Origin of the sequence: Microbacterium gilvum (assembly GCF_039543865.1) — a bacterium.
In the GTDB taxonomy this organism is placed as follows: domain Bacteria; phylum Actinomycetota; class Actinomycetes; order Actinomycetales; family Microbacteriaceae; genus Microbacterium; species Microbacterium gilvum.
Genome location: NZ_BAABKO010000004.1, coordinates 205,500 through 226,450 on the forward strand (window position 1 = coordinate 205,500; position 20,951 = coordinate 226,450).

Consider the following 20,951-nt stretch of genomic DNA (forward strand, 5'->3'; position numbering starts at 1 on the left):
GGGTGAGCACCCTCGACGCACGCGACATCCCCGCCGACCGGATCTCCCACGACAGGCTCGCCCACGCGGGGCTCGACTACCGCGCGATCGACGCGGCCGACAGCGCGGCGTTCCGGCGCACCATCCAGGCCGTCTCCCGCGGGTTCCTCGGCCCCGAGGTCTCCGAGACGTCGTCCGAGGAGCAGCGCGAGGCCCTCGGGCACCGGCGCTTCACGGGCGTCTTCGACGCGGCCTCGGCGCAGCACGACGTGCCGGTCGCGACGGTCGACTCGTGGATCACGCCCCTCACGGTTCCCGGCGGAGAGCTCGACACGTGGGCGATCAGCGGCGTGACGGTGGCGGGGACGCACCGTCGACGCGGCATCGCGCGAGCCATGCTCGAGGGCGAGCTGCGGTCGGCCGTGGCGGCAGGCGTGGCGATGGCAGGCCTGACGGTCAGCGAGACGACGATCTACGGCCGGTACGGCTTCGGCTCCGCCGTGCCCATGAGCTCGTGGACGATCGACACGCGCCGTGCCGGCTGGGCCGGGTACGAGCCGTCGGGGCGCATCGAGTTCGTATCGCGCGAGCAGCTCGCCGCCGACCTCGGCGAGGTGCACGAGCGGGCGCGCACGCAGCGCGCGGGGCAGCTGCCCGGATGGCGCCGCCGCTGGCAGCAGGCGGCGGGTCTGACGATCGAGGACAAGGACGGCGACCACGTGCGCGGCGTCCGCGTCGTCGACGCCGACGGCGGTGTCCGCGGCGCCATGGCGTACCGCGTCTTCGAGAGCGAGGGCGATTTCGCCGGAGCCAGGCTCGCCATCCGCATGCTCTTCGCGGACACGGCGGATGCGACGGCGGCGCTCTGGCGCTTCGCCGTGCAGCACGACCTGGTGGGCGAGGTGACGGCGCAGCTGCGGCCGATCGACGATCCCGTGCGCTGGCTCGTGCACGACGAGCGCGGCGCCGTCCAGACCATCCGCGATCACGGATGGCTGCGCATCCTCGACGTGTCGCGTGCGCTCACGGCGCGCACCTACTCGGCCGCGGCGGCCGCGACGATCGCCCTGACGGATCCGCTCGACCTCACGAGCGGCGCATGGCGGGTCGAGATCGGGGCGGACGGCCGCGCGCACGTGGAGCGCACGACGGTCGAACCCGATCTGCGGCTCGACGTCGCGCAGCTGTCTGCCGCGTACCTGGGCGGGGTGCCGCTGACGGGTCTGCTCGCGGCCGGACGCGTGACGGGATCGCCCGAGGTCGCCGCGGCGCTCGACCTCGCGCTGCGCCCCGCGCAGCCTCCCGTGCTCGGCATCTGGTACTGACCGACGGAAGCGGCCGGCCCTCCCGAGGGATGGCCGGCCGCTTCCGTCGAGCCGCGCGTCAGGCGAGGGCTCGGGCGATGAGGTCCGCCTGCTCCACAGCGTGGATCTTCGAGGAGCCCGTCGACGGCGCCGCCGCCGCGGGTCGCGACACGACCGAGATGCGCTTGCCGCTGCGGTTCGCGATCTCGAGCGAGATGAACGGCCAGGCGCCCTGGTTCTCCGGCTCGTCCTGAACCCACACGACCTCGGCGTTCGGGTACTCCGACAGCACGGCCTTCAGCTCGGCGACCGGCATCGGATAGAACTGCTCCACGCGCACGAGGGCGATCGAGTCGTCGGGCTTCTTCTCGAGCTCGCCGCGCAGATCCCAGTGGATCTTGCCGGAGTGCAGCAGCACCTTGCGGACGGCGTTCTTGTCGATCGCGCGGCCGTCGTCGATGACCGGCTCGAACCGTCCGCTCGTGAAGTCCGCGACCTCGCTCGTCGCGCCGCGCAGGCGCAGCATCGCCTTCGGGGTGAACACGATGAGGGGCTTGCGCGGGCGCGCGTACGCCTGGCGGCGAAGAAGGTGGAAGTACGACGCGGGCGTGGAGGGACGCGCGACGGTCATGTTGTCCTGCGCGCACAGCTGCAGGAATCGCTCGATGCGCGCCGACGAGTGGTCGGGCCCCTGACCCTCGTAGCCGTGGGGGAGGAGCATGACGACGCCCGACTCCTGGCCCCACTTCTGCTCGGCGGCCGACACGTACTCGTCGATGACCGACTGCGCGCCGTTCACGAAGTCGCCGAACTGCGCCTCCCACAGCACGAGCGACTCCGGCGCCTCGACGGAGTAGCCGTATTCGAAGGCGAGGGCCGCGTACTCGCTGAGGAGCGAGTCGTACACCCAGAAGCGCCCCTGGTTCTCCGAGAGGTTGACGAGCGGCAGCCACTCCTGCCCGTTGACGCGGTCGTGGAACGCTGCGTGGCGCTGCACGAACGTCCCGCGGCGCGAGTCCTGCCCGGCGAGGCGCACGTTCGTGCCCTCGAGGAGCAGCGACCCGAACGCGAGCAGCTCGCCGAACGCCCAGTCGATCTTGCCGTCGCGGCTCATCTGCACGCGCTTGTCGAGCAGCTGCTGCAGCTTCTGGTGCACCGTGAAGCCGTCGGGCTTGTTGGCGTGCGCGTCGCCGATCTGCTGCACCACCTCGACGGGCACGCCCGTCGACTCGGGCGCTCCGACGACGAGCTCGGCGGGGGCGTCGGGCGTCACGACGGGGTTCGCGCCCGTCTCGGCGGCGTGCGTCTCGGCGAAGGCGACCTCGAGGCGGTTCTGGAAGTCGGCCTTGGCCTGGTCGTACTCCTCCTCGGTGATGTCGCCGCGGCCCACGAGCGCCTCGGTGTAGAGGCGGCGCACGGAGCGCTTCGCCTCGATGAGGTCGGTCATGAGCGGCTGCGTCATCGAGGGGTCGTCGCCCTCGTTGTGACCGCGACGGCGGTAGCAGATGAGGTCGATGACGATGTCGCGGTGGAACCGCTCGCGGTACTCGAACGCGAACTCCGCGGCGCGCACGACGGCCTCGGGGTCGTCGCCGTTCACATGGAGGATGGGCGCCTGGATGGTCTTGGCCGGATCGCTCGCGTAGATCGACGTGCGGGAGTCGTTCGGCAGGGTGGTGAAGCCCACCTGGTTGTTCACGATGACGTGCACCGTGCCGCCCGTGCGGTAGCCGCGCAGCTGCGACATCTGCAGCGTCTCCACGACGACACCCTGCCCGGCGAACGCGGCGTCGCCGTGCACGAGGATCGGCAGCCACGCGAACGAGGCGATGGGGCCGCGGTCCTGCTTGGCGCGCGCGATGCCTTCGAGCACGCCGTCGACGGTCTCGAGGTGCGAGGGGTTCGCCGCGAGGAGGACGTCGAGCTCGGCGCCCGCGTCGGAGCGGAAGGTTCCCTGCGTGCCGAGGTGGTACTTGACGTCGCCCGAGCCGCGCTTGTTGCCCGGCAGCGCGCCCTCGAACTCCTGGAACACCTCGCCGTACGCCTTGCCGGCGATGTTCGTGAGCACGTTGAGGCGGCCGCGGTGCGGCATGCCGATCGCCGCGCCCTCCAGGCCGGCGTCGGCCGCGCCCTGCAGGATGCGGTCGAGGAGGGGGATCAGCGACTCGCCGCCCTCCAGCGAGAAGCGCTTCTGGCCCACGTACTTCGTCTGCAGGAAGGTCTCGAACGCCTCGGCCTCGTTGAGCTTGCTGAGGATGCGCAGCTGCTCGTCGTGGTCGGGCTTGACGTACTTGACCTCGAGGCGCTCCTGGAACCACTCGCGCTGCTCGTGGTCGGCGATGTGCATGTACTCGATGCCGGTCGTGCGGCAGTAGGAGTCGCGCAGGACTCCCAGCACGTCGCGCAGCTTCATCTGGCGCTTGCCGCCGAAGCCGTTCGTGACGAACTCGCGGTCGAGGTCCCAGAAGGTGAGGCCGTGCGACTCGATCTCGAGGTCGTGGTGCTCGCGCTGTCGGTACTCGAGCGGGTCGACGTCGGCCATCAGATGGCCGCGCACGCGGTACGAGTTGATGATCTCCTGCACGCGCGCGGTCTTGTCGATGCGCTCGGACAGGTCGACGGCGACGTCGGGGTTCCAGCGGATGGGCGCGTACGGGATGCGCAGCGCCGCGAAGATGTCCTCGTAGAAGCCGCGCTGCCCGATGAGCAGCTCGTGCACCTTCTTGAGGAACTCGCCCGAGCCCGCGCCCTGGATGACGCGGTGGTCGTACGTGCTCGTCAGCGTGATCGTCTTGCCGATCGCGAGCTCGTTGAGCGTCTTCGGGCTCGCGCCCTGGAACTCGGCCGGGTACTCGAGGGCGCCGGCGCCGATGATGGCGCCCTGTCCCTTCATGAGCCGCGGCACGGAGTGGACCGTGCCGATGCCGCCGGGGTTCGTGAGCGAGATCGTGGTGCCGGCGAAGTCGGCGGCCGTGAGCTTGTTGCCGCGCGCCCGCTTGACGAGGTCCTCGTACGAGGACAGGTACTCGTTGAAGGTCAGGGTGTCGGCCTTCTTGATGCTCGGCACCATGAGGGCGCGCGTGCCGTCGGGCTTGGGCAGGTCGATCGCGATGCCGAGGTTGATGTGCGCGGGCGCGACGACCGACGGCTTCCCGTCGATCTCGGCGTAGAAGACGTTCTGGCTGGGGAACTCCTTGAGCGCCTGGATGAGCGCCCATCCGATGAGGTGGGTGAAGCTGACCTTGCCGCCGCGCGCACGCGCCATGTGGTTGTTGATGACGATGCGGTTGTCGATCATCAGCTTCGCGGGGATGGTCCGCACGCTCGTCGCGGTCGGGACGGTCAGCGACTCGTCCATGTTCTTCGCGAGGGTCTTGGTCATGCCCTTGAGGACGGTGACCTTGTCCTCCTCGGACTCCGCGGGCTGCGCCGCGCTCGGCTTCGCCACCGGCTGGTCGGCCGGGATCGGGGCGGGCTTGGCCGGCCGGGCCGTCGTCCGCGCGACGGGCTGCTGGCCGATCACGGGGATGGGAGCGGTCGGCGGGTGCGCCTCCGTCGAGGCCTGCGCCGTCGTGGCTGGCGCAGCGGCGCTCGTTCCGGCGTTCGAGCCGTACGCCTCCAGGATGGGCCACCATTCCTTGTCGACGGAGTTCCGATCGACCTTGAACTGCTCATAGAGCTCTTCGACGAGCCACTCGTTGGCACCGAACTCGCCCTCGCTCGATGCACCGACGCCCGTCACCTGGCTTGACACGGCAGGATCGCCCACTTTCGTCCCTGAATCGTTGGCACGCCGGCTCCCGAGGCGTTCTCGCGGCGACGGGTCTCTGCGCGTGCGTTCGGGCAACCAGCCTATCCCAATCCGCGCGGCCTCCGACCCGGCTCCGAGCGGCTCGAGCCGGCCGTCGCCCCTCGTCGTTCCGGCCCGTGCGCACCCCCGGCGGGCGAGGGCGGCGGCCGGCTGACGAGGAGGGCAAGGCCCCTTCCCCGTCAGCCGGTGGGCCCGGGGCGTACGCGCCCCCGGTCGTCACCGCCGCCGGCCGCGCTCCGTCGCGTCGTGCACCTCGCCGACGAGCTCCTCGATGATGTCCTCGAGGAAGAGGACGGCCGTCGTCTCGCCGTGCCCGTCGCGCACGCGCGCGAGGTGCCGGCCGGCGCGGCGCATGATGGCGAGCGCGTCCTCGAGGTCCGTCGTCTCCTGGACGGGCACCATGTGGTGGATGCGCTTGGCCGGGATGGGGCGGGCCGCCTTCTCCTCGACGTCGTCGCCCTCCGCGGCGCGCAGGATGTCCTTGAGGTGCACGTAGCCGACGGGCTCGTCCTCGTCGTCGACGATGACGTAGCGCGAGTAGCCGTGCTTGGCGACGGCGCGCTCGACCTCGTCGGGAGTGACCTGCTCGGGGAGCGTCACGATCTGCGAGAGCGGCACCGCGACATCCTTCGCCTTCTTGTCGGTGAACTCGACCGCGGCGGCGACCGTGCCGGCGGCGTCGTCGAGGACGCCCTCCCTGCGCGACTGCGTCACGATCGTCGCGACCTCCTCGAGCGTGAACGTCGAGGCGGCCTCGTTCTTCGGCTCGACGCCGAAGAGGCGCAGCACCGCGTTCGCGATCCAGTTGAGCACCCAGATGACGGGATGGAACACCTTCGACACCCACACCAGCGGCGGCGCGAGCAGCAGCACGGCGCGGTCGGGCACAGAGAACGCGAGGTTCTTCGCGACCATCTCGCCGAACACGACGTGCAGGTACGACACGAACACCAGCGCGATGACGAACGCGACCGTGTCGACGGCGGCCTCCGGGATCCCCGTGAGGGCGAGCGGCTCCGCAAGCAGATGGTGCAGCGCCGGCTCGGAGACGTTGAGGATGAGCAGCGAGCAGATCGTGATGCCGAGCTGCGACGTCGCGAGCATGAGCGTCGCATGCTCCATGGCGTAGAGCGCCGTCTTCGCGGCGCGCGAGCCCTTCTCGGCGAGGGGCTCGATCTGCGAGCGCTTCGCCGAGATGACGGCGAACTCCCCTCCCACGAAGAAGGCGTTCGCGAGCAGCAGCACGACGAGCCACGCGAGCCCCGCCCAGTCGCTCATCGGGCGTCCTCCTCGTCGTCGGCGCCCTCGGGGAGCGGATCGGGGGTGAAGCGCACGCGGTCGACACGGCGCCCGTCCATGCGCTCGACCCGCAGCACGCCGCCGTCGACGGGCACGGCGTCGCCGGTCTGCGGGATGCGCTCGAGCACGCTCATGATGAATCCGCCGACGGTGTCGTAGGCGTCGTCCTCCGGCACCTCGACGGCGGCGCGGTCGCGCAGCTCGTCGGGGCGGAGCTGACCGGGGAACGTGAGGGAGTCGCGGTGGCGCACGACGCCGGCGAGACGGCGGTCGTGCTCGTCCGACACCTCGCCGACGATCTCCTCGACCAGATCCTCGAGCGTCACGACGCCGGCCGTGCCGCCGTACTCGTCGACGACGACGGCCATCTGATAGCCGCCGGCGCGCAGCTCGGAGATGAGCGCGTCCAGCCGCACCGTCTCCGGCACGCGGAGCGGCTCGCTCGCGAGCGCACCCGCCGGGACGTCCGCCCTGCGGGTGCGGGGCACGCCGACGGCGGCCTTGAGGTGCACGATCCCGACGATGTCGTCCATCGACTCGCCGAACACGGGGAAGCGGCTGTGCCCCGTCTGCCGGGCGAGCTGCACGACGGCGTCGGCGGAGTCGTCCGCCGCGATCGCGTGCACGCGGGGGCGCGGGGTCATCACGTCGGCGGCGCTGTGCCGCGCGAACGTCAGGCTGCGGTCGAGCAGGGTGGCGGTGTCCTCCTCGAGCACACCCGCGAGGGCCGACCGCCGCACGAGGCTCGACAGCTCCTCCGCCGAGCGGGCACCCGACAGCTCCTCCTTGGGCTCGACGCCCATGGCGCGCAGCACGCCGTTCGCGCTGCCGTTGAGCACCGCGACGACGGGGCGGAACACGGCCGTGAACGCGATCTGGAACGGTGCGACGACCTTGGCGGTCGCGAGCGGGAGCGCGAGCGCGAAGTTCTTGGGCACGAGCTCGCCGAGGATCATCGACAGGATCGTCGCGACCGCCATCGCGACGACCGTCGAGACCGGCGCGACGACCGCCTCCGGCACCCCCCACGACGTGAGCGGGGGGCGCAGCACGTTCGAGAACGCGGGCTCCAGCGTGTACCCCGTGAGGAGCGTCGTCAGGGTGATGCCGAGCTGCGCGCTGGAGAGGTGCGTCGAGGTGTGGCGGAGCGCTCGGATGGTGAGCGCGAGCCGCGTCTCCCCGCGCGCCTGCCTCGCCTCGAGGTCGGCCCTGTCGAGGTTCACGAGGGCGAACTCGCTCGCGACGAACAGGCCGGTGCCGATCGTCAGGATGAGCCCCACGCCCATGAGAACGTAATCCATCACGCATCACCTCCGAGGGGCTCGGAGTGCGGGCTGTGGGGCGAACGTCTGCAACTGGGAGGGTCGTCCATCGTGCGAGTCATCCTACGGCACGGGCCGATGCGCTGGCTCAGGCGAACGCGGCGGCGCGGTAGCCGCGGATGTACTGCGGCGGCCAGACGCGCTCGGGCTCCACGCCCAACTCGCCTGCTGCCCGCAGGGCGAAGTGCGGGTCGCGGAGGAACTCGCGCCCGGCGAACACGGCGTCGGCGCTGCCCGCCGCGAGGATCTCCTCCGCCTGGCGGCCGTTCGTGATGATGCCGACAGCGGCCGTGAGGGCGCCCGTCCGCTCGCGCACGCGCTCCGCGTAGGGGACCTGGTACCCGGGGCCCACCTCGATGCGCTGGTGCGCGACGAGACCGCTCGCCGAGACGTCGAAGAGGTCGGCGCCGGCGTCCGCGGCCCAGCCCGCGACCGTCGCGACGTCGTCGACCTCCAGTCCGCCCGGGGCGGAGTCGACCGCCGAGAAGCGCACGAACAGCGGGACGGCCTCGCCGACCTCCGCGCGGACCGCGCGCACGACGTCGAGCACGAGCCGCGCGCGGTTCTCGAGCGAGCCGCCCCACGCGTCGTCGCGGAGGTTCGACAGCGGCGAGAGGAACTGGTGCAGGAGATAGCCGTGGGCGGCGTGGACCTCGAGCACCTCGAACCCGGCGTCGACGGCGCGGCGCGCCGCGGCGCGGAAGTCGGCGACGACCTGCGCGATGCCGTCGGCATCGAGCTCCTGCGGCTCGGCGAAGCCCTCGTAGGCGACGGGCGACGGCGCCACCGTGGTCCAGCCGCCCTCCGGCGCCGGCACGCTCCCCGACGCGTCCGCGAAGGGCCACCAGGTCGATGCCTTGCGCCCCGCGTGCGCGAGCTGGATGCCCGCGACGGCGCCCCTCGCCCGGATCGACCGGACGACGGGCGCCCACGCGTCGCGCTGGGCATCGTTCCAGATGCCGGCGTCGCGCGGCGAGATGCGCCCCTCGGGGGAGACCGCGGCCGCCTCGCTCATGACGAGGCCCGCCCCGCCGGAGGCGAACTGCGCGAGGTGGACGTGATGCCAGTCTCCCGGCACGCCGTCCTCCGCGCTGTACATGCACATGGGCGACACCCACAGCCGGTTGGGGATGGTCGTGTCGCGGATCGAGAGGGGGCTGAAGAGCAGGCTCACGGCGGATCCTTTCGGCGGTCGCCGGGCCGAGGCGACGGCGGCGCGGATAGGGTGGCGGCATGCCGGGAGGACATGCAGCGCACTCGGACGAGTGGACGGGGCACGACGCGGCGCGCGTGCTCCGGGTCCCAACCGCCTCGGACCACAAGTATTCCCGCGGTATCGTCGCGTTGCACACCGGATCGCGCGCGTATCCGGGTGCCGCCGTGCTCTCGGCGGAGGGGGCGTGGCGCGCGGGATCCGGGATGGTGCGGTGGGACGGCCCCCGCGAGGTCGCAGGGCTCGTGCTCGCCCGCAGGCCCGAGACGGTCGTCGGCGCGGGGAGGGCGGACGCCCACGTCATCGGCTCCGGCATCGACGCGCGTGCGCGCGACGACGCGCTCACGACGCGCCTGCAGGCCGTGCTGCGCGGCGGCGCGCCGGTCGTCGTCGATGCGGGAGCGCTCGACCTCGCGGCGCAGGCGCGCGTGCCCCTCGTCGTCACCCCTCACGACGGCGAGCTGCGCGAGGTGCGCATCCCGCTGGGCTTCGGGATCGACGACGTCGACGACGACCCGCTCGCGCCGCGGTTGAGCGGCGCGTTCGCCGAGCGCGTCCTCGTGGTGCGCGAGACGGCCGTCGCGCTGGGCGGCGTCGTCGTGCTGAAGGGGGCCGCCACGATCGTCGCGACGCCCGGGGGATGGTGGACGACGGTGCGCGCCGGAACGCCATGGCTCGCCACGGCCGGCACGGGCGACGTCCTCGCCGGCGCGCTCGGCGCGGTGCTCGCGGGGGCGGCGGCAGCGGCGCGCGTCGAGGGGCGCGAGCTCGACGTGGAGGAGTTGGGTCCCGTCGCCGCCACGGCGGTGTGGCTGCACGGCACGGCGGGGCGCATCGCCGCGGGGCAGGCGCCCCTGGCAGGCGGCGGACCCGGGCGTCCGATCACGGCCCTCGACGTCGCGGAGGCGCTGCCTGACGCGTTCGCCCATGCGCGGGTTCCGTAGGATGGGGCGCGTGCCGAACCGCGTCGTCCTGTGGGCCGGGTTCGTCGCCGTGCACGCATGGGTCGCCGCCGCCGGGTTCTGGATGCCGAACCAGCCGATGGGCGACGTGAACCTCGTGTACGACCCGTGGTCCATCCGCGCGCTGTCCGGCGACGGCATCGTCGGCGTCACGGAGTCGTGGGTCTACCCGCAGCTCGCGCTCGCCCCCATGATGCTCGCCCAGGCGCTCGCGGGGATCGGGGGATACGACCTCGGATGGGCCCTGCTCGTGACCGCGCTCGACGCCGTCGCGTTCGCGATCCTGCTCGGGCGGGGGCGCTCCCGGGCGCGCGTCGGCGCCGCGGCGTTCTGGCTCGCCTTCCAGCTGCTCCTCGGACCCGTCGGCATGTACCGGCTCGATGCCGTCACCGTGCCCATCGCGATCACGGGACTGCTCGTGCTCGCGACGCGGCCCGCCGTCGCGTCGGCGGTGCTGACGGCCGGCGCCTGGGTCAAGGTCTGGCCGGCCGCGCTCGTCGCGACGGCGTTCGTCGCGCTCCGCGGGCGGCGCGGTGCGGTCGCCGTGGGAGCGGTCGTCACGACGGGCGTCGTGGTGGCGCTCGTGCTCGTGAGCGGGGGAGCGGCGCACCTCGCGGGGTTCGTCACGATGCAGACGGGCCGAGGGCTGCAGCTCGAGGCGCCCGTGAGCACCGCCTACCTCTGGGGCGCCATGCTCGGCATCCCCGACTGGTGGATCTTCTACGACCGCGAGATCCTCACCTTCCAGGTGACGGGCCCGAACGTCGACGCCGTCATCGGCGCGATGACGCCCCTGCTCGCCGTCGCGGTCCTCGCGGTGCTGGGGGTCGGGTTCTGGAAGGCGCGCGCCGGTGCGTCGTACCGGTCGCTCGTGCCGCCGCTCGCGCTCTCCCTCGTCCTCGTCCTCATGGTCTTCAACAAGGTGGGGTCGCCGCAGTTCCACGACTGGCTCATCGCGCCGCTCGTGCTGTGGATCGTGGTCGACCGCGCGGCGGCGCGCGGGCCGGCGCTCGTGGCGCTCGGATGCGCGCTCCTCACCCAGCTCGTCTACCCGCTGCTCTACATGGGGGTGATGACGGCGGATCCCGGCCCCGTGATCGTGCTCGCGCTCCGCAACGCGATGCTCGTCGTGCTGCTCGGATGGGTCGTCGCGCGCCTCGTGCGGCTCCCGGTCCGACGGCGTGCCCCCGTCCTCCTCTCCGGGCGCTGACCCGGGTCATCCGAACGAAGGGAACCGCCATGCTCGTCGCCTTCTCCGTCGCGCCGTCGGGAGACGGCCGCGCCGACGGATCCGTCCACGACGCGGTCGCCGCCGCCGTCGCCGTCGTCCGGGCATCGGGTCTCGCCCACCGCACGACCTCGATGTTCACGGAGATCGAGGGGCCGGACTGGGACACCGTGATGGCCGTCGTCAAGAGCGCGACCGAGGCCGTCCTGCCGTTCGGATCGCGCGTCTCGCTCGTGCTGAAGGCCGACATCCGCCCGGGCTACGAGGGCGAGATCGACGGCAAGATCGCCCGGCTCGAGAAGGCGATCGACGAGCGCGGCGATCGGGTCTCCTGATCGCCCCTAGACTCGACGGGTGACCACCTCGACCACCACGTCGAGGGGTGCGGCGATGTGGGCGCTCCTCTCGCTCTCCATCGGAGCCTTCGGCATCGGCATGACCGAGTTCGTGTCGATGGGCCTGCTCCCCGGCATCGCCGGCGATCTGCTCCCGACCGTGTACGCGGCGAGCCCGGAGGACGCCGTCGCGCAGGCGGGCGTGCTCATCAGCCTCTACGCGCTCGGCGTCGTCGTCGGCGCGCCGACGATCGCGGCCGTCGTGTCGCGGTACCCGCGGCATCGCGTGCTCATCGCCCTCGCCCTCGCGCTCCTCCTCTTCAACGCCCTCACGGTCGTCATGCCGACCTTCGAGCTCGTCGGCCTGTCGCGGTTCCTCTCCGGGCTCCCGCACGGCGCCTACTTCGGGATGGCCGCCGTCGTCGCCGCCGATCTGTTCGGCGCCGAGAAGCGCGGGCGGGCGATCGCCGTCGTCATGGGCGGGCTCTCGATCGCGAACCTCGTCGGCGTGCCGGGAGGAACCCTCCTCGGGCAGCTGCTCGGATGGCGCGCCGCCTATCTCGTCGTCGGCGCCGTCTTCCTCGCGGCGCTGCTGATGATCGCCTTCTTCGTGCCCGCGCAGGCGGGCGACCCCGGCCGCACGTTCCGGAACGAGCTGCGCGTCTTCCGCATCCCGCAGGTGTGGTTCACGATCGCGATCGGCTCCATCGGCTTCGGCTCGTTCTTCGCCGTGTACAGCTACGTCGCCACGCTCGTCACGGAGGTGTCGGGCGCCGACGAGCGGATGGTCCCGATCGCGCTGGTCGCCATCGGGCTCGGCATGACGGTGGGCAACTTCCTCGGCGGGTACCTCGCCGACCTCAGCGTGAAGAAGACGCTCGTCTACGGCCTCGTCGCGCTCGCCGCGGCGTCCGCGCTCGTCGGCGTCGTCTCGCACGTGCCGTGGCTGCTCGTCGTCGCGCTCCTCGTCTTCGCGACGGTGTCGGCGACCGCGACGCCCACGGTGCAGCTGCGCCTGCTCGACGTCGCCCGCGACCACCAGGCGATCGGAGCGGCTCTCAACCACTCCGCGCTCAACGTCGGCAACAGCCTCGGCGCGGCGCTCGGAGGCGCCGTGATCGCCGCGGGCTGGGGCTACGTCGCGCCCGTGTGGGTGGGCGTCGTGCTGGCCGTCGTCGGCGCCGCCATCGCCGTGACGGCGTTCGCCGTCGAGCGGCGGATGCCCGCGCGCGCGTTCGACGAGGCGTTCTCGTCCGAGGACGCCTCGTCCGAGGACACAGGGACCTCCCCCATCCCGACGGCCTGATCCGGCTCGGCGCGGCGAATTAGGCTCGAGGCGTGACCGACCGATGCGCCTGGGTGCGCGACGCCATCCGCCTGCTCGAGGCGGATGCGAACCGCAGCGCCGACACGCACCTGCACGTCTTCCCGCTCCCGCCCGAGTGGGGGATCGACCTGTACCTCAAGGACGAGTCGGTGCATCCCACGGGATCGCTCAAGCACCGGCTCGCGCGCTCGCTCATCCTGTACGGGCTCGTGAACGGCCGCATCGAGGAGGGGACCACTCTCGTGGAGGCCTCCAGCGGATCGACGGCCGTGTCGGAGGCGTACTTCGCCCGCATGCTGGGCCTCGACTTCGTGACGGTCGTGCCGCGCCGGACGAGCGCCGAGAAGATCGCCCTCATCGAGTTCTACGGAGGGCGCTGCCACTTCGTGGACGCGCCGGGCGACATGGACGGCGAAGCGGCGCGGCTGGCGGCCGAGACGGGCGGCCACTACCTCGACCAGTTCACCTACGCCGAGCGCGCGACCGACTGGCGCGGCAACAACAACATCGCCGAGAGCGTCTTCCAGCAGCTCGCCGCCGAGCGGTACCCGGTTCCCAGCTGGATCGTCGTGGGCGCGGGCACGGGAGGAACGAGCGCGACGTTCGGGCGCTACGTGCGCTACCGGCGCCATCCCACCCGCATCGCCGTCGTCGACCCCGAGAACTCGGCCTACCACGAGGGATGGCTGAGCGGACGCGACGACATCGTCACCGGGCTCCCCAGCCGCATCGAGGGCATCGGCCGCCCGCGGGTGGAGCCGTCGTTCATCCCCGGCGTCATCGACGAGGTGCTGCCGATCCCCGACGCGGCGTCGCTCGCGGCCATCCGCCTGCTGCGGGAGCGCACGATGCACTGGGCGGGCGGATCGACGGGCACGAACCTCGTCGGCGCGTTCCAGCTCATCGCGCGCATGCGCGCCGAGGGGCGCACCGGCAGCGTCGTCACGCTCATCTGCGACGGCGGCATCCGGTACGCGCACACCTACTACGACGACGCGTGGATCGCGGCGCAGGGGCTCGACCTCGCCCCCCATCGCGCCCGCCTCGAGCGGTTCCTCGCGACGGGGGAGTGGGACGCCTGAGAATCCGTCCAGGTCGGGCCGCGGCGCCGGCGGCGGCGCATAGCCTCGAAGGCATGGAAGCGATCTACACCACGGAAGCACTCGCGACGGGAGCGGGCCGAGACGGCCGCGTCGTCGTCGCGGGCACCGACCTCGACTTCGACCTCGCCGTGCCGAAGGCCATGGGAGGCTCCGGCGACGGCGCCAACCCGGAGCAGCTCTTCGCCGCCGGATACGCGGCGTGCTTCCACTCCGCGCTGCAGGCCGTCGCACGCGCGAGGAAGGTCTCCCTCGCTGGCACCTCGGTCGGCGCGCGCGTGGGCATCGGCTCGAACGGCGATGGCGGGTTCGTGCTGTCCGTCGACCTCGAGGTCGTCATCCCCGAGCTCGACCCGGCCGCGGCCCAGGAGCTCGCCGACGCCGCGCACCAGGTGTGCCCGTACTCCAACGCGACGCGCGGCAACATCGACGTGCGCGTGAGCGTCGTCGACGACTGACAGACCGGTCTCAGGCGGTCTCAGGCGGTCTCAGGCGTCGAGCAGGCGCCGGAGGTGGTGCGCGACGGCTTCCGTCTCGATGAGGAAGCCGTCGTGCCCGAAGTCGCTGTGCAGGACGACCGACTCCTGCCCGTCGAGCGTGCGCGGGATGCTGCGCGCGATGCGGTGCTGGCCGTCGACGGGGAAGAGCCGGTCGCTGTCGACCCCGAGCACGAGCGTCGTCGCGGTGACGCGCGCGAGCGCCTCCTCGACGCCGCCGCGATCACGGCCGACGTCGTGCGAGTCCATCGCCTCGACGAGCAGCATGTAGCTGTTGGCGTCGAACCGGCGCGTGAACTTGTTGCCGTGGAAGTCGAGGTACGACTCCACGGCGAACCGGCCGCCGTGGCCCAGCGGGCTCACGCCAGACTGCCATGACCGCTGGAAGCGCTGGTTGAGCTCGGTGGGGCTGCGGTAGTTGAGGAGGGCCATCCGGCGCGCGAGGGCGAGACCGCGGTGCGGGCCCTCTCCCGGTGCGGCGTCGTAGTAGTCGCCGCCCGCGAACCGCGGGTCCATCTGGATCGCCTCGAGCTGCACCGAGTTGAGCGCGATCTGGTCGGCGGTGTTGATGGGCGGCGACGACAGGATGGCCAGGCGCGCGACCCGATCGGGCAGCCCGACGGCCCATTCCAGCGCGTGCATCCCGCCCATCGATCCGCCGACGACGGCGGCCCAGCGGTCGACGCCGAGGGCGTCGGCGAGGCGCACCTGCGCGGCGACCTGATCGCGGATCGTGAGGTACGGGAAGCGCGACCCCCACGCCTCGCCGTCCGCGTGGATGCTCGCGGGGCCCGTCGACCCCTGGCAGCCGCCGAGCACGTTCGGGGCGACGACGAACCATCGGTCGGTGTCGATGGCGAGCCCCGGCCCGACGAGCTCCTCCCACCATCCCGCCGTGGGATGGCCGCGGCCCGCGGCGCCGCGCACGTGGCTGTCGCCCGTGAGCGCGTGCAGGATGAGGATCGCATTGTCGCGTGCGGGCGAGAGCTCGCCCCAGGTCTCGTACGCGATGCGGAAGGCCGGCAGCACGCCGCCCGCCTCGGTCCGGAGCGGACCGAACGCCGCGAAGGCGCGGTCGCCGGCGGGGTCGCCGTCGCGCCAGGCGCCCGTCGCGCGCGGCCGCCCGGCCATGGAGCGGGCGTCGGCCTCCGTCACGGGAGCCGACGGCACCGTATCCTCGGAGATCTGCCAGTCCATCGGTCCATTCTCCCGTGTCGCGCGGACTGCCCGCGCCACTGTGACATCCGGGCGCGTCACACGGGTCGTCGTGCGCCGGGGCCGGTCTCGGCGGAGCGTCGCCCCGGACGCGCGGATGGCCCGGACCGTGCGGTCCGGGCCATCTCGGGTGAGGCGATCAGGCGCGGGCGGCGGCGGACGCCTCGCGCGCGGCGACGAGCGCCTGCTCGAGATCGGCCTTCAGGTCCTCGACGTTCTCGAGGCCCACGGAGAGGCGCACGAGACCGGGCGTCACGCCGCTCGTCAGCTGCTGCTCCGGCGTCAGCTGCGAGTGGGTCGTCGACGCGGGGTGGATGACGAGCGAGCGCACGTCGCCGATGTTCGCGAGGTGGCTGAACAGCGTCAGCGAGTTCACGAAGGTTCGGCCGGCGTCGACGCCCCCCTTCAGCTCGAACGACAGCACGGCGCCGACGCCCCGGGGTGCGTAGCGGTTGGCTGCCGCGTACCAGGGCGACGAGGGCAGCCCGGAGTAGTTCACGGTCGCGACGTCGGGGTGCGACTCGAGCCACTCCGCGATCTCCTGCGCGTTCTGCACGTGGCGCTCGACGCGCAGCGACAGCGTCTCGATCCCCTGGATGAGCTGCCATGCGCTGGCAGGGGCGATCGACGAGCCGAGGTCGCGCAGCAGCTGCACGCGCGCCTTGATGATGTAGGCCAGCTCGTCTCCCACCGCCGCGGTGTAGCTGGCGCCGTGGTACGACGGGTCGGGGACGGTGAGCCCCGGGAACCGGTCGACGTTCTGCGACCACGCGAAGCGGCCGCCGTCGACGATGACGCCGCCGATGACGGTGCCGTGCCCGCCGAGGAACTTCGTCGCCGAGTGCACGACGATGTCGGCTCCGTGCTCGAACGGCCGGATGAGGTACGGCGTCGCGATCGTGTTGTCGACGATGAGCGGCACACCGCTCTCGTGCGCGATGTCGGCGACCGTCTGGATGTCGAGCACGTTGACGGCGGGGTTCCCGATCGTCTCGGCGAAGAACAGCTTCGTGTTGGGGCGCACGGCGGCGCGCCACTGCTCGGGGTCGTCCTGGTTCTCGACGAACGTGACGTCGATCCCGAGCTTGCCGAGCGTGTACTTGAAGAGGTTGTACGTGCCGCCGTAGATCGAGCTCGACGACACGATGTGGTCTCCCGCCTCGGCGATGTTGAGCACGGCGAACGTCTCGGCCGCCTGGCCGCTGGCGACGAGGAGCGCGCCGGTGCCGCCCTCGAGCGCGGCGACGCGCTGCTCGACGACGTCCTGGGTGGGGTTCTGGATGCGCGTGTAGATGTTGCCGAACTCGGCCAGCGCGAACAGGTTCTGCGCGTGGTCGGCGTCCTTGAACACGTACGACGTCGTGTTGTAGATCGGCGTGGCCCTGGCGCCCGTCACGGGGTCGGGCTGCGCGCCGGCGTGGATCTGTGTGGTCTCGAACCGCCAGGTGTCGGTCATGGTGCAGCTCCTCGGGTCGAAGGATGGTCGGATGCGATGTCTCGGGGCGCCCGCCTTCGGGCACATCAGCGACAGTACGGAACCCCGTCCGACCGGGCAATCCACGGGACATGCGACGTCATATCGCCTGTCCCCGGGCGTCACCGGGCGTCACACGACGACACGGCGGGGACGGCATACTGGACGGATGGCGAACAGACGCGCGGTCGTGACGGGAGCGAGCTCGGGGATCGGGGAGGCGACCGTGCGGGCGCTGCGCACGCGCGGGTGGGACGTCGTCGGCGTCGCGCGCCGCGCCGACCGGCTCGCCGCCCTCGCGGAGGAGAACGGAGCGGACGTGTTCGCCGCCGACCTCACACGGCAGGAGGACGTCGACGCCCTCGCCGACCACGTCGCCGCGGGCGGTCCGCTGCACTCCGTCGTCCAGATCGCCGGGGGCGCCCGCGGCACCGATCGCGTCGAGACGGGGAGGGCGGAGGACTGGACGTGGATGTTCGACGTCAACGTGCTCGCCACCCAGCGCGTCGTCAAGGCGCTGCTGCCCCAGGTGCGCGCCGCCGTCGACGGCGGCGCGGGGCACGGCGATCTCGTCTTCCTCACCTCCACGGCGGCCCAGCTCGCGTACCCCGGAGGAGCGGGGTACAACGCCGCCAAGGCCGGGGAGTCGATGCTCGCGAACGCGCTGCGCCTCGAACTCAACGGCGAGCCGCTGCGCGTCATCGAGATCGCGCCGGGGATGGTGCGCACCGAGGAGTTCACGCTCACGCGCCTGGGCGGCGACCAGGACGCCGCCGACGCCGTCTACGCCGGCGTGGAGAACCCGCTCACGGCCGACGACGTGGCCGACGTCATCGCCTACGCGCTGGACGCGCCGGGGCACGTGAACCTCGACCTCGTGACGATGCGCCCCGTGGCGCAGTCGGCGCAGTACCTCCTCCACCGCGGTCCGCTCGCGACCCGCTCGAACTGACGAAGGACCACCGATGACCGACGCGCCCCTCGATCGCGAGACCCTCACCTGGGACGGCTTCGGCGCCGCCACCCGCGACCTCGCCCGCAGCATCCTCGACAGCGGGTTCGCACCCGAGGTCGTGGTCGCGATCGCGCGCGGCGGGCTGCTCCCCGCCGGGGCGATCGCGTACGGACTCGGCGCCAAGAACTGCGGCGCCATCAACGTCGAGTTCTACACGGGGATCGGCACGGTCCTCGACGCGCCGGAGGTGCTGCCGCCCGCGCTCGACATGGAGTACCTCGACGGACGGCGCGTGCTCCTCGTCGACGACGTCGCCGACTCCGGGCGCACGCTGGCGCTCGCCGTGAGGCTGCTGCAGGACAAGGGCGCCGACGTGCGCTCCGTGACGATCTACACGAAGCCGTCGACGATCATCCAGCCCGACTTCGCGTGGAAGGACACCGATCTGTGGATCGACTTCCCGTGGTCGTACAAGGGCACGGTCCGCGAGGAGGACCTCGGCCTGGCCCCCACGGCGTGACCGACGTGGCCGGGAGGTCTCTCGTCGAGCTCGCCGACGCCGGCCTCATCGACGCCGGATGGGCCGCCGCGCTCGAACCCGTCGCCGCGGACATCGCGGCGCTCGGCGACCGGCTGCGCGCCGAGACCGCGGCCGGCCGGTCGTACCTCCCCGCGGGGTCGCGCGTGCTGCGCGCCTTCCAGCGTCCGCTCGCGGACGTGCGCGTCCTCATCGTGGGGCAGGATCCGTACCCGACGCCGGGCCATCCGATCGGGCTGTCGTTCGCCGTCGACCGATCGGTGCGCCCCCTGCCGCGCAGCCTCCAGAACATCTACCGCGAGCTCGAGGCCGATCTCGGCATCCCGCCCGCCGCGCACGGCGACCTGTCGGCGTGGAGCGACCAGGGCGTCATGCTGCTCAACCGCGTGCTCACGGTGGCGCCGGGCGCGCCGGCGTCGCACCGCGGCTGGGGATGGGAGCGGGTGACGGAGACGGCCATCCGCGCGCTCGCCGCACGCGGGGGCCCGCTCGCGGCCATCCTGTGGGGGCGGGATGCGGCGAACCTGCGCCCGCTCCTCGGCGACGCGCCCGTCGTCGAATCGCCCCACCCGTCTCCGCTCTCCGCGAGCCGCGGCTTCTTCGGCTCGCGGCCCTTCTCCCGCGTGAACGCCCTGCTCGCCGAACAGGGAGCGGCCCCCGTGGACTGGACCGTCCCCGCGTAGGCTGGGCGTCATGCTCGAGGAGGAATACCAGAAGCGCCGCGCGCTGCCGCGGCACCTCCGGAGGCCGCCCGAGCCCGAACGGCCCTTCAGCTACGAGATCCGCGCTGCCGTCGCCGCCGACATCGAGGACATCCGCGAGATCTACAACCACTACGTCACGAACTCCGTCGTGACGTTCGACGAGAAGCGCTGGACGCACAAGCAGTGGAAGGACAAGTTCCTGTACCTGCAGCGGCTCGGCCTGCCGTTCCTCGTCGCGGTCGCCCCGACGGGGCAGGTGCTCGGCTACGCCCTCGTCTCCCCGTGGGCGGGAAAGACGTCGTACCGGCACACCGTGGAGAACTCGATCTACCTCGGCCACGCCGCCACGGGGAAGGGCCTCGGGGCGGCGCTGCTGGGCGCGCTCATCGAGGCCTGCGAGGAGAAGGGCATCCGTCAGCTGGTGGCTGTCATCAGCGACAAGGGCGCGGAGGGCTCGATCGCGCTCCACGAGCGCTACGGGTTCGTCGAGACGGGGCGACGAGGCCGCGTCGGGTTCAAGTTCGGGCGCTGGCTCGGCACGATCTACATGGAGAAGAAGCTGCAGCCGCGCAAGCGCCCCGGCGTGCTCTCCCGCCTGTTCGGCGGCGCCGACGAGGCGGACGCCGCCGGCTGACGCCCTAGGGTGCGATCGCCTGACGCGGCGCGAGCATCGGCGGCTGCGCGAGGAGCATCGGGAGGGCGTCGAGCCCGAATGCGGGGGCCGCGAGCCGCTCCCAGGGGAACCGCCCGCGCGTGCGGAGGAGGAAGTCGAGCGCGGCGGCCAGGTGCTCCGGCTCGCCGTCGTGCACGCCCGCGAACGAGAGCCGCCGCCTGGCGAGCAGCGCCGTCGGCACCGCGAGGACCTCGTCGGGGCGGGCGTCGCCCACGAGCACGAGGCGCCCGGCATGTGCGAGGGCGGGCAGCGCGGCCTGCGCGGCATCCGCGCCTGCGCATGCGAACGCGAGGTCGACCTCGTCGAGGGCGTCGTCGGGTGCGCGTACGGCCGTCGCGCCGAACGCCGTGGCGAGGGACCGGCGCGCGGCGTCCGGATCCACGATCGTCGCGTCGGATGCCCCGAGCACGCGGCACGCCGCGGCCAGCGTCAGGCCGAGCATCCCCGCGCCCACGACGAGCACGCGGCGCCCGGCCACGTCGCCTGCCGTGTCGAGCGCGGCCATGGCCGTTGCGGTCGCGCATCCGGCGGGGGCCGCGACCGCGTCGCAGAGCTCGCCGGGCACGTGCGCGACGGCGGCGCCCGCAGGGAGGAGGAGGTGGGCGGCGAACGTCCCGGAGAGCGACCAGGGGCCGCTCCACGGCTCGCGGCCGACGCGGCGCGGTCGGCGGCACGCCGTGGGCCGCCCGTCGCGGCATCGGTCGCAGCGACGGCAGCCGACGGCCGGGCTCCACACGACGCGGTCGCCGACCTGCGCCGGCGCGCCGTGGCCGGCGGCGACGACGCGCCCCACGCCCTCGTGCCCCGGCACGTGCGCGGTGCCGGGAGCACCGCGGCGGTCGCGCCCGCAGAGGGTGGCGAGGTCGATCCGGACGAGCAGCTCGCCCGCGGCGGCATCCGGGATCGGCATCTCGATCGTGCGCGTGCCGTCCTCTCCCCGGATGGCGGCGGACGTCGTCGTGCGCAGGGCGCCGCGCTGCTGCCTCATCCCGGCCTTCCCGCCCCGCGGCACGGC

General features: G+C 72.6%; 18 protein-coding genes. 11 read left to right on the top strand and 7 right to left on the bottom strand.

Features of this window, described 5'->3' with window-relative positions:
- Positions 1–2: 2 nt before the first annotated feature.
- On the top strand, positions 3–1,304 hold the full coding sequence (locus tag ABD998_RS12180) for a GNAT family N-acetyltransferase (protein WP_345439500.1): 1,302 nt from the start codon (positions 3–5) through the stop codon (positions 1,302–1,304).
- A gap of 58 nt (positions 1,305–1,362) precedes the next feature.
- On the opposite strand, the gene ABD998_RS12185 is transcribed toward ABD998_RS12180, so the two are convergent.
- The 4 genes from ABD998_RS12185 to ABD998_RS12200 form a co-directional block, all read right to left on the bottom strand.
- A complete protein-coding gene (locus tag ABD998_RS12185; protein WP_345439502.1) occupies positions 1,363–5,037 on the bottom strand; it encodes a multifunctional oxoglutarate decarboxylase/oxoglutarate dehydrogenase thiamine pyrophosphate-binding subunit/dihydrolipoyllysine-residue succinyltransferase subunit in 3,675 nt (1,224 codons plus the stop codon).
- Positions 5,038–5,310: 273 nt separating this feature from the next.
- Positions 5,311–6,372: a hemolysin family protein gene (locus tag ABD998_RS12190; RefSeq protein WP_345439504.1), complete on the bottom strand. Its 1,062-nt coding sequence runs from the start codon at positions 6,370–6,372 to the stop codon at positions 5,311–5,313.
- Positions 6,369–7,694, bottom strand: coding sequence for a hemolysin family protein (locus ABD998_RS12195; RefSeq protein ID WP_345439506.1), 1,326 nt, complete (start codon positions 7,692–7,694; stop codon positions 6,369–6,371). Before ABD998_RS12195 ends, ABD998_RS12190 begins: the two co-directional genes overlap by 4 nt.
- 109 nt (positions 7,695–7,803) lie before the next feature.
- On the bottom strand, positions 7,804–8,889 hold the full coding sequence (locus ABD998_RS12200; RefSeq protein WP_345439508.1) for an NADH:flavin oxidoreductase/NADH oxidase: 1,086 nt from the start codon (positions 8,887–8,889) through the stop codon (positions 7,804–7,806).
- 170 nt (positions 8,890–9,059) lie between these two features.
- Between ABD998_RS12200 and ABD998_RS12205 the strand changes: the two genes are divergently transcribed.
- From ABD998_RS12205 to ABD998_RS12230, 6 genes are read left to right on the top strand one after another with little or no spacing between them, the layout of a single operon-like run.
- A complete protein-coding gene (locus ABD998_RS12205) occupies positions 9,060–9,872 on the top strand; it encodes an ADP-dependent NAD(P)H-hydrate dehydratase (protein ID WP_345439510.1) in 813 nt (270 codons plus the stop codon).
- A gap of 10 nt (positions 9,873–9,882) precedes the next feature.
- Positions 9,883–11,100: a hypothetical protein gene (locus ABD998_RS12210; RefSeq protein ID WP_345439512.1), complete on the top strand. Its 1,218-nt coding sequence runs from the start codon at positions 9,883–9,885 to the stop codon at positions 11,098–11,100.
- Positions 11,101–11,129: 29 nt separating this feature from the next.
- Positions 11,130–11,453: a thiamine-binding protein gene (locus ABD998_RS12215; protein WP_345439514.1), complete on the top strand. Its 324-nt coding sequence runs from the start codon at positions 11,130–11,132 to the stop codon at positions 11,451–11,453.
- 55 nt (positions 11,454–11,508) lie between these two features.
- Positions 11,509–12,759, top strand: a complete 1,251-nt coding sequence (locus tag ABD998_RS12220) for an MFS transporter (RefSeq protein WP_425562982.1) — start codon at positions 11,509–11,511, stop codon at positions 12,757–12,759.
- A 32-nt stretch (positions 12,760–12,791) separates the two neighbouring features.
- Positions 12,792–13,862, top strand: coding sequence for an L-cysteine desulfhydrase Cds1 (cds1, locus tag ABD998_RS12225; protein WP_345439518.1), 1,071 nt, complete (start codon positions 12,792–12,794; stop codon positions 13,860–13,862).
- Positions 13,863–13,915: 53 nt separating this feature from the next.
- The gene (locus ABD998_RS12230; protein WP_345439520.1) at positions 13,916–14,338 is read left to right on the top strand and encodes an organic hydroperoxide resistance protein; all 423 of its coding nucleotides are present in this window, start codon (positions 13,916–13,918) and stop codon (positions 14,336–14,338) included.
- A 30-nt stretch (positions 14,339–14,368) separates the two neighbouring features.
- Here the strand turns inward: ABD998_RS12230 and metX are convergent, their stop codons facing one another.
- A complete protein-coding gene (gene metX / locus ABD998_RS12235; RefSeq protein WP_345439522.1) occupies positions 14,369–15,574 on the bottom strand; it encodes a homoserine O-acetyltransferase MetX in 1,206 nt (401 codons plus the stop codon).
- A gap of 157 nt (positions 15,575–15,731) precedes the next feature.
- Positions 15,732–17,048, bottom strand: a complete 1,317-nt coding sequence (locus tag ABD998_RS12240; RefSeq protein ID WP_345439524.1) for a bifunctional o-acetylhomoserine/o-acetylserine sulfhydrylase — start codon at positions 17,046–17,048, stop codon at positions 15,732–15,734.
- A gap of 187 nt (positions 17,049–17,235) precedes the next feature.
- Between ABD998_RS12240 and ABD998_RS12245 the strand changes: the two genes are divergently transcribed.
- The 4 genes from ABD998_RS12245 to ABD998_RS12260 are packed head-to-tail and all read left to right on the top strand — an operon-like array spanning position 17,236 to position 19,897.
- A complete protein-coding gene (locus tag ABD998_RS12245) occupies positions 17,236–18,018 on the top strand; it encodes an SDR family oxidoreductase (RefSeq protein ID WP_345439526.1) in 783 nt (260 codons plus the stop codon).
- A 13-nt stretch (positions 18,019–18,031) separates the two neighbouring features.
- The gene (locus tag ABD998_RS12250) at positions 18,032–18,541 is read left to right on the top strand and encodes a phosphoribosyltransferase (protein WP_345439528.1); all 510 of its coding nucleotides are present in this window, start codon (positions 18,032–18,034) and stop codon (positions 18,539–18,541) included.
- Positions 18,542–18,546: 5 nt separating this feature from the next.
- Entirely contained in the window at positions 18,547–19,242 is a 696-nt protein-coding gene (locus ABD998_RS12255) for a uracil-DNA glycosylase (protein ID WP_345439879.1), read from the top strand.
- A 10-nt stretch (positions 19,243–19,252) separates the two neighbouring features.
- On the top strand, positions 19,253–19,897 hold the full coding sequence (locus ABD998_RS12260; RefSeq protein ID WP_345439530.1) for a GNAT family N-acetyltransferase: 645 nt from the start codon (positions 19,253–19,255) through the stop codon (positions 19,895–19,897).
- 4 nt (positions 19,898–19,901) lie between these two features.
- On the opposite strand, the gene ABD998_RS12265 is transcribed toward ABD998_RS12260, so the two are convergent.
- On the bottom strand, positions 19,902–20,924 hold the full coding sequence (locus tag ABD998_RS12265; protein WP_345439532.1) for an alcohol dehydrogenase catalytic domain-containing protein: 1,023 nt from the start codon (positions 20,922–20,924) through the stop codon (positions 19,902–19,904).
- Positions 20,925–20,951 lie beyond the last annotated feature (27 nt).

What these genes read in the sequence shown, in the direction of transcription:
- ABD998_RS12190 (WP_345439504.1), bottom strand. Translation starts at nt 6,372, where the DNA reads ATGAGCGACTGGGCGGGGCTCGCGTGGCTCGTCGTGCTGCTGCTCGCG.
- ABD998_RS12195 (WP_345439506.1), bottom strand. Translation starts at nt 7,694, where the DNA reads ATGGATTACGTTCTCATGGGCGTGGGGCTCATCCTGACGATCGGCACC.
- ABD998_RS12220 (WP_425562982.1), top strand. Translation starts at nt 11,509, where the DNA reads ATGTGGGCGCTCCTCTCGCTCTCCATCGGAGCCTTCGGCATCGGCATG.
- ABD998_RS12250 (WP_345439528.1), top strand. Translation starts at nt 18,032, where the DNA reads ATGACCGACGCGCCCCTCGATCGCGAGACCCTCACCTGGGACGGCTTC.
- ABD998_RS12240 (WP_345439524.1), bottom strand. Translation starts at nt 17,048, where the DNA reads ATGACCGACACCTGGCGGTTCGAGACCACACAGATCCACGCCGGCGCG.
- ABD998_RS12230 (WP_345439520.1), top strand. Translation starts at nt 13,916, where the DNA reads ATGGAAGCGATCTACACCACGGAAGCACTCGCGACGGGAGCGGGCCGA.
- ABD998_RS12260 (WP_345439530.1), top strand. Translation starts at nt 19,253, where the DNA reads ATGCTCGAGGAGGAATACCAGAAGCGCCGCGCGCTGCCGCGGCACCTC.
- ABD998_RS12215 (WP_345439514.1), top strand. Translation starts at nt 11,130, where the DNA reads ATGCTCGTCGCCTTCTCCGTCGCGCCGTCGGGAGACGGCCGCGCCGAC.
- metX (WP_345439522.1), bottom strand. Translation starts at nt 15,574, where the DNA reads ATGGACTGGCAGATCTCCGAGGATACGGTGCCGTCGGCTCCCGTGACG.
- ABD998_RS12245 (WP_345439526.1), top strand. Translation starts at nt 17,236, where the DNA reads ATGGCGAACAGACGCGCGGTCGTGACGGGAGCGAGCTCGGGGATCGGG.
- ABD998_RS12265 (WP_345439532.1), bottom strand. Translation starts at nt 20,924, where the DNA reads ATGAGGCAGCAGCGCGGCGCCCTGCGCACGACGACGTCCGCCGCCATC.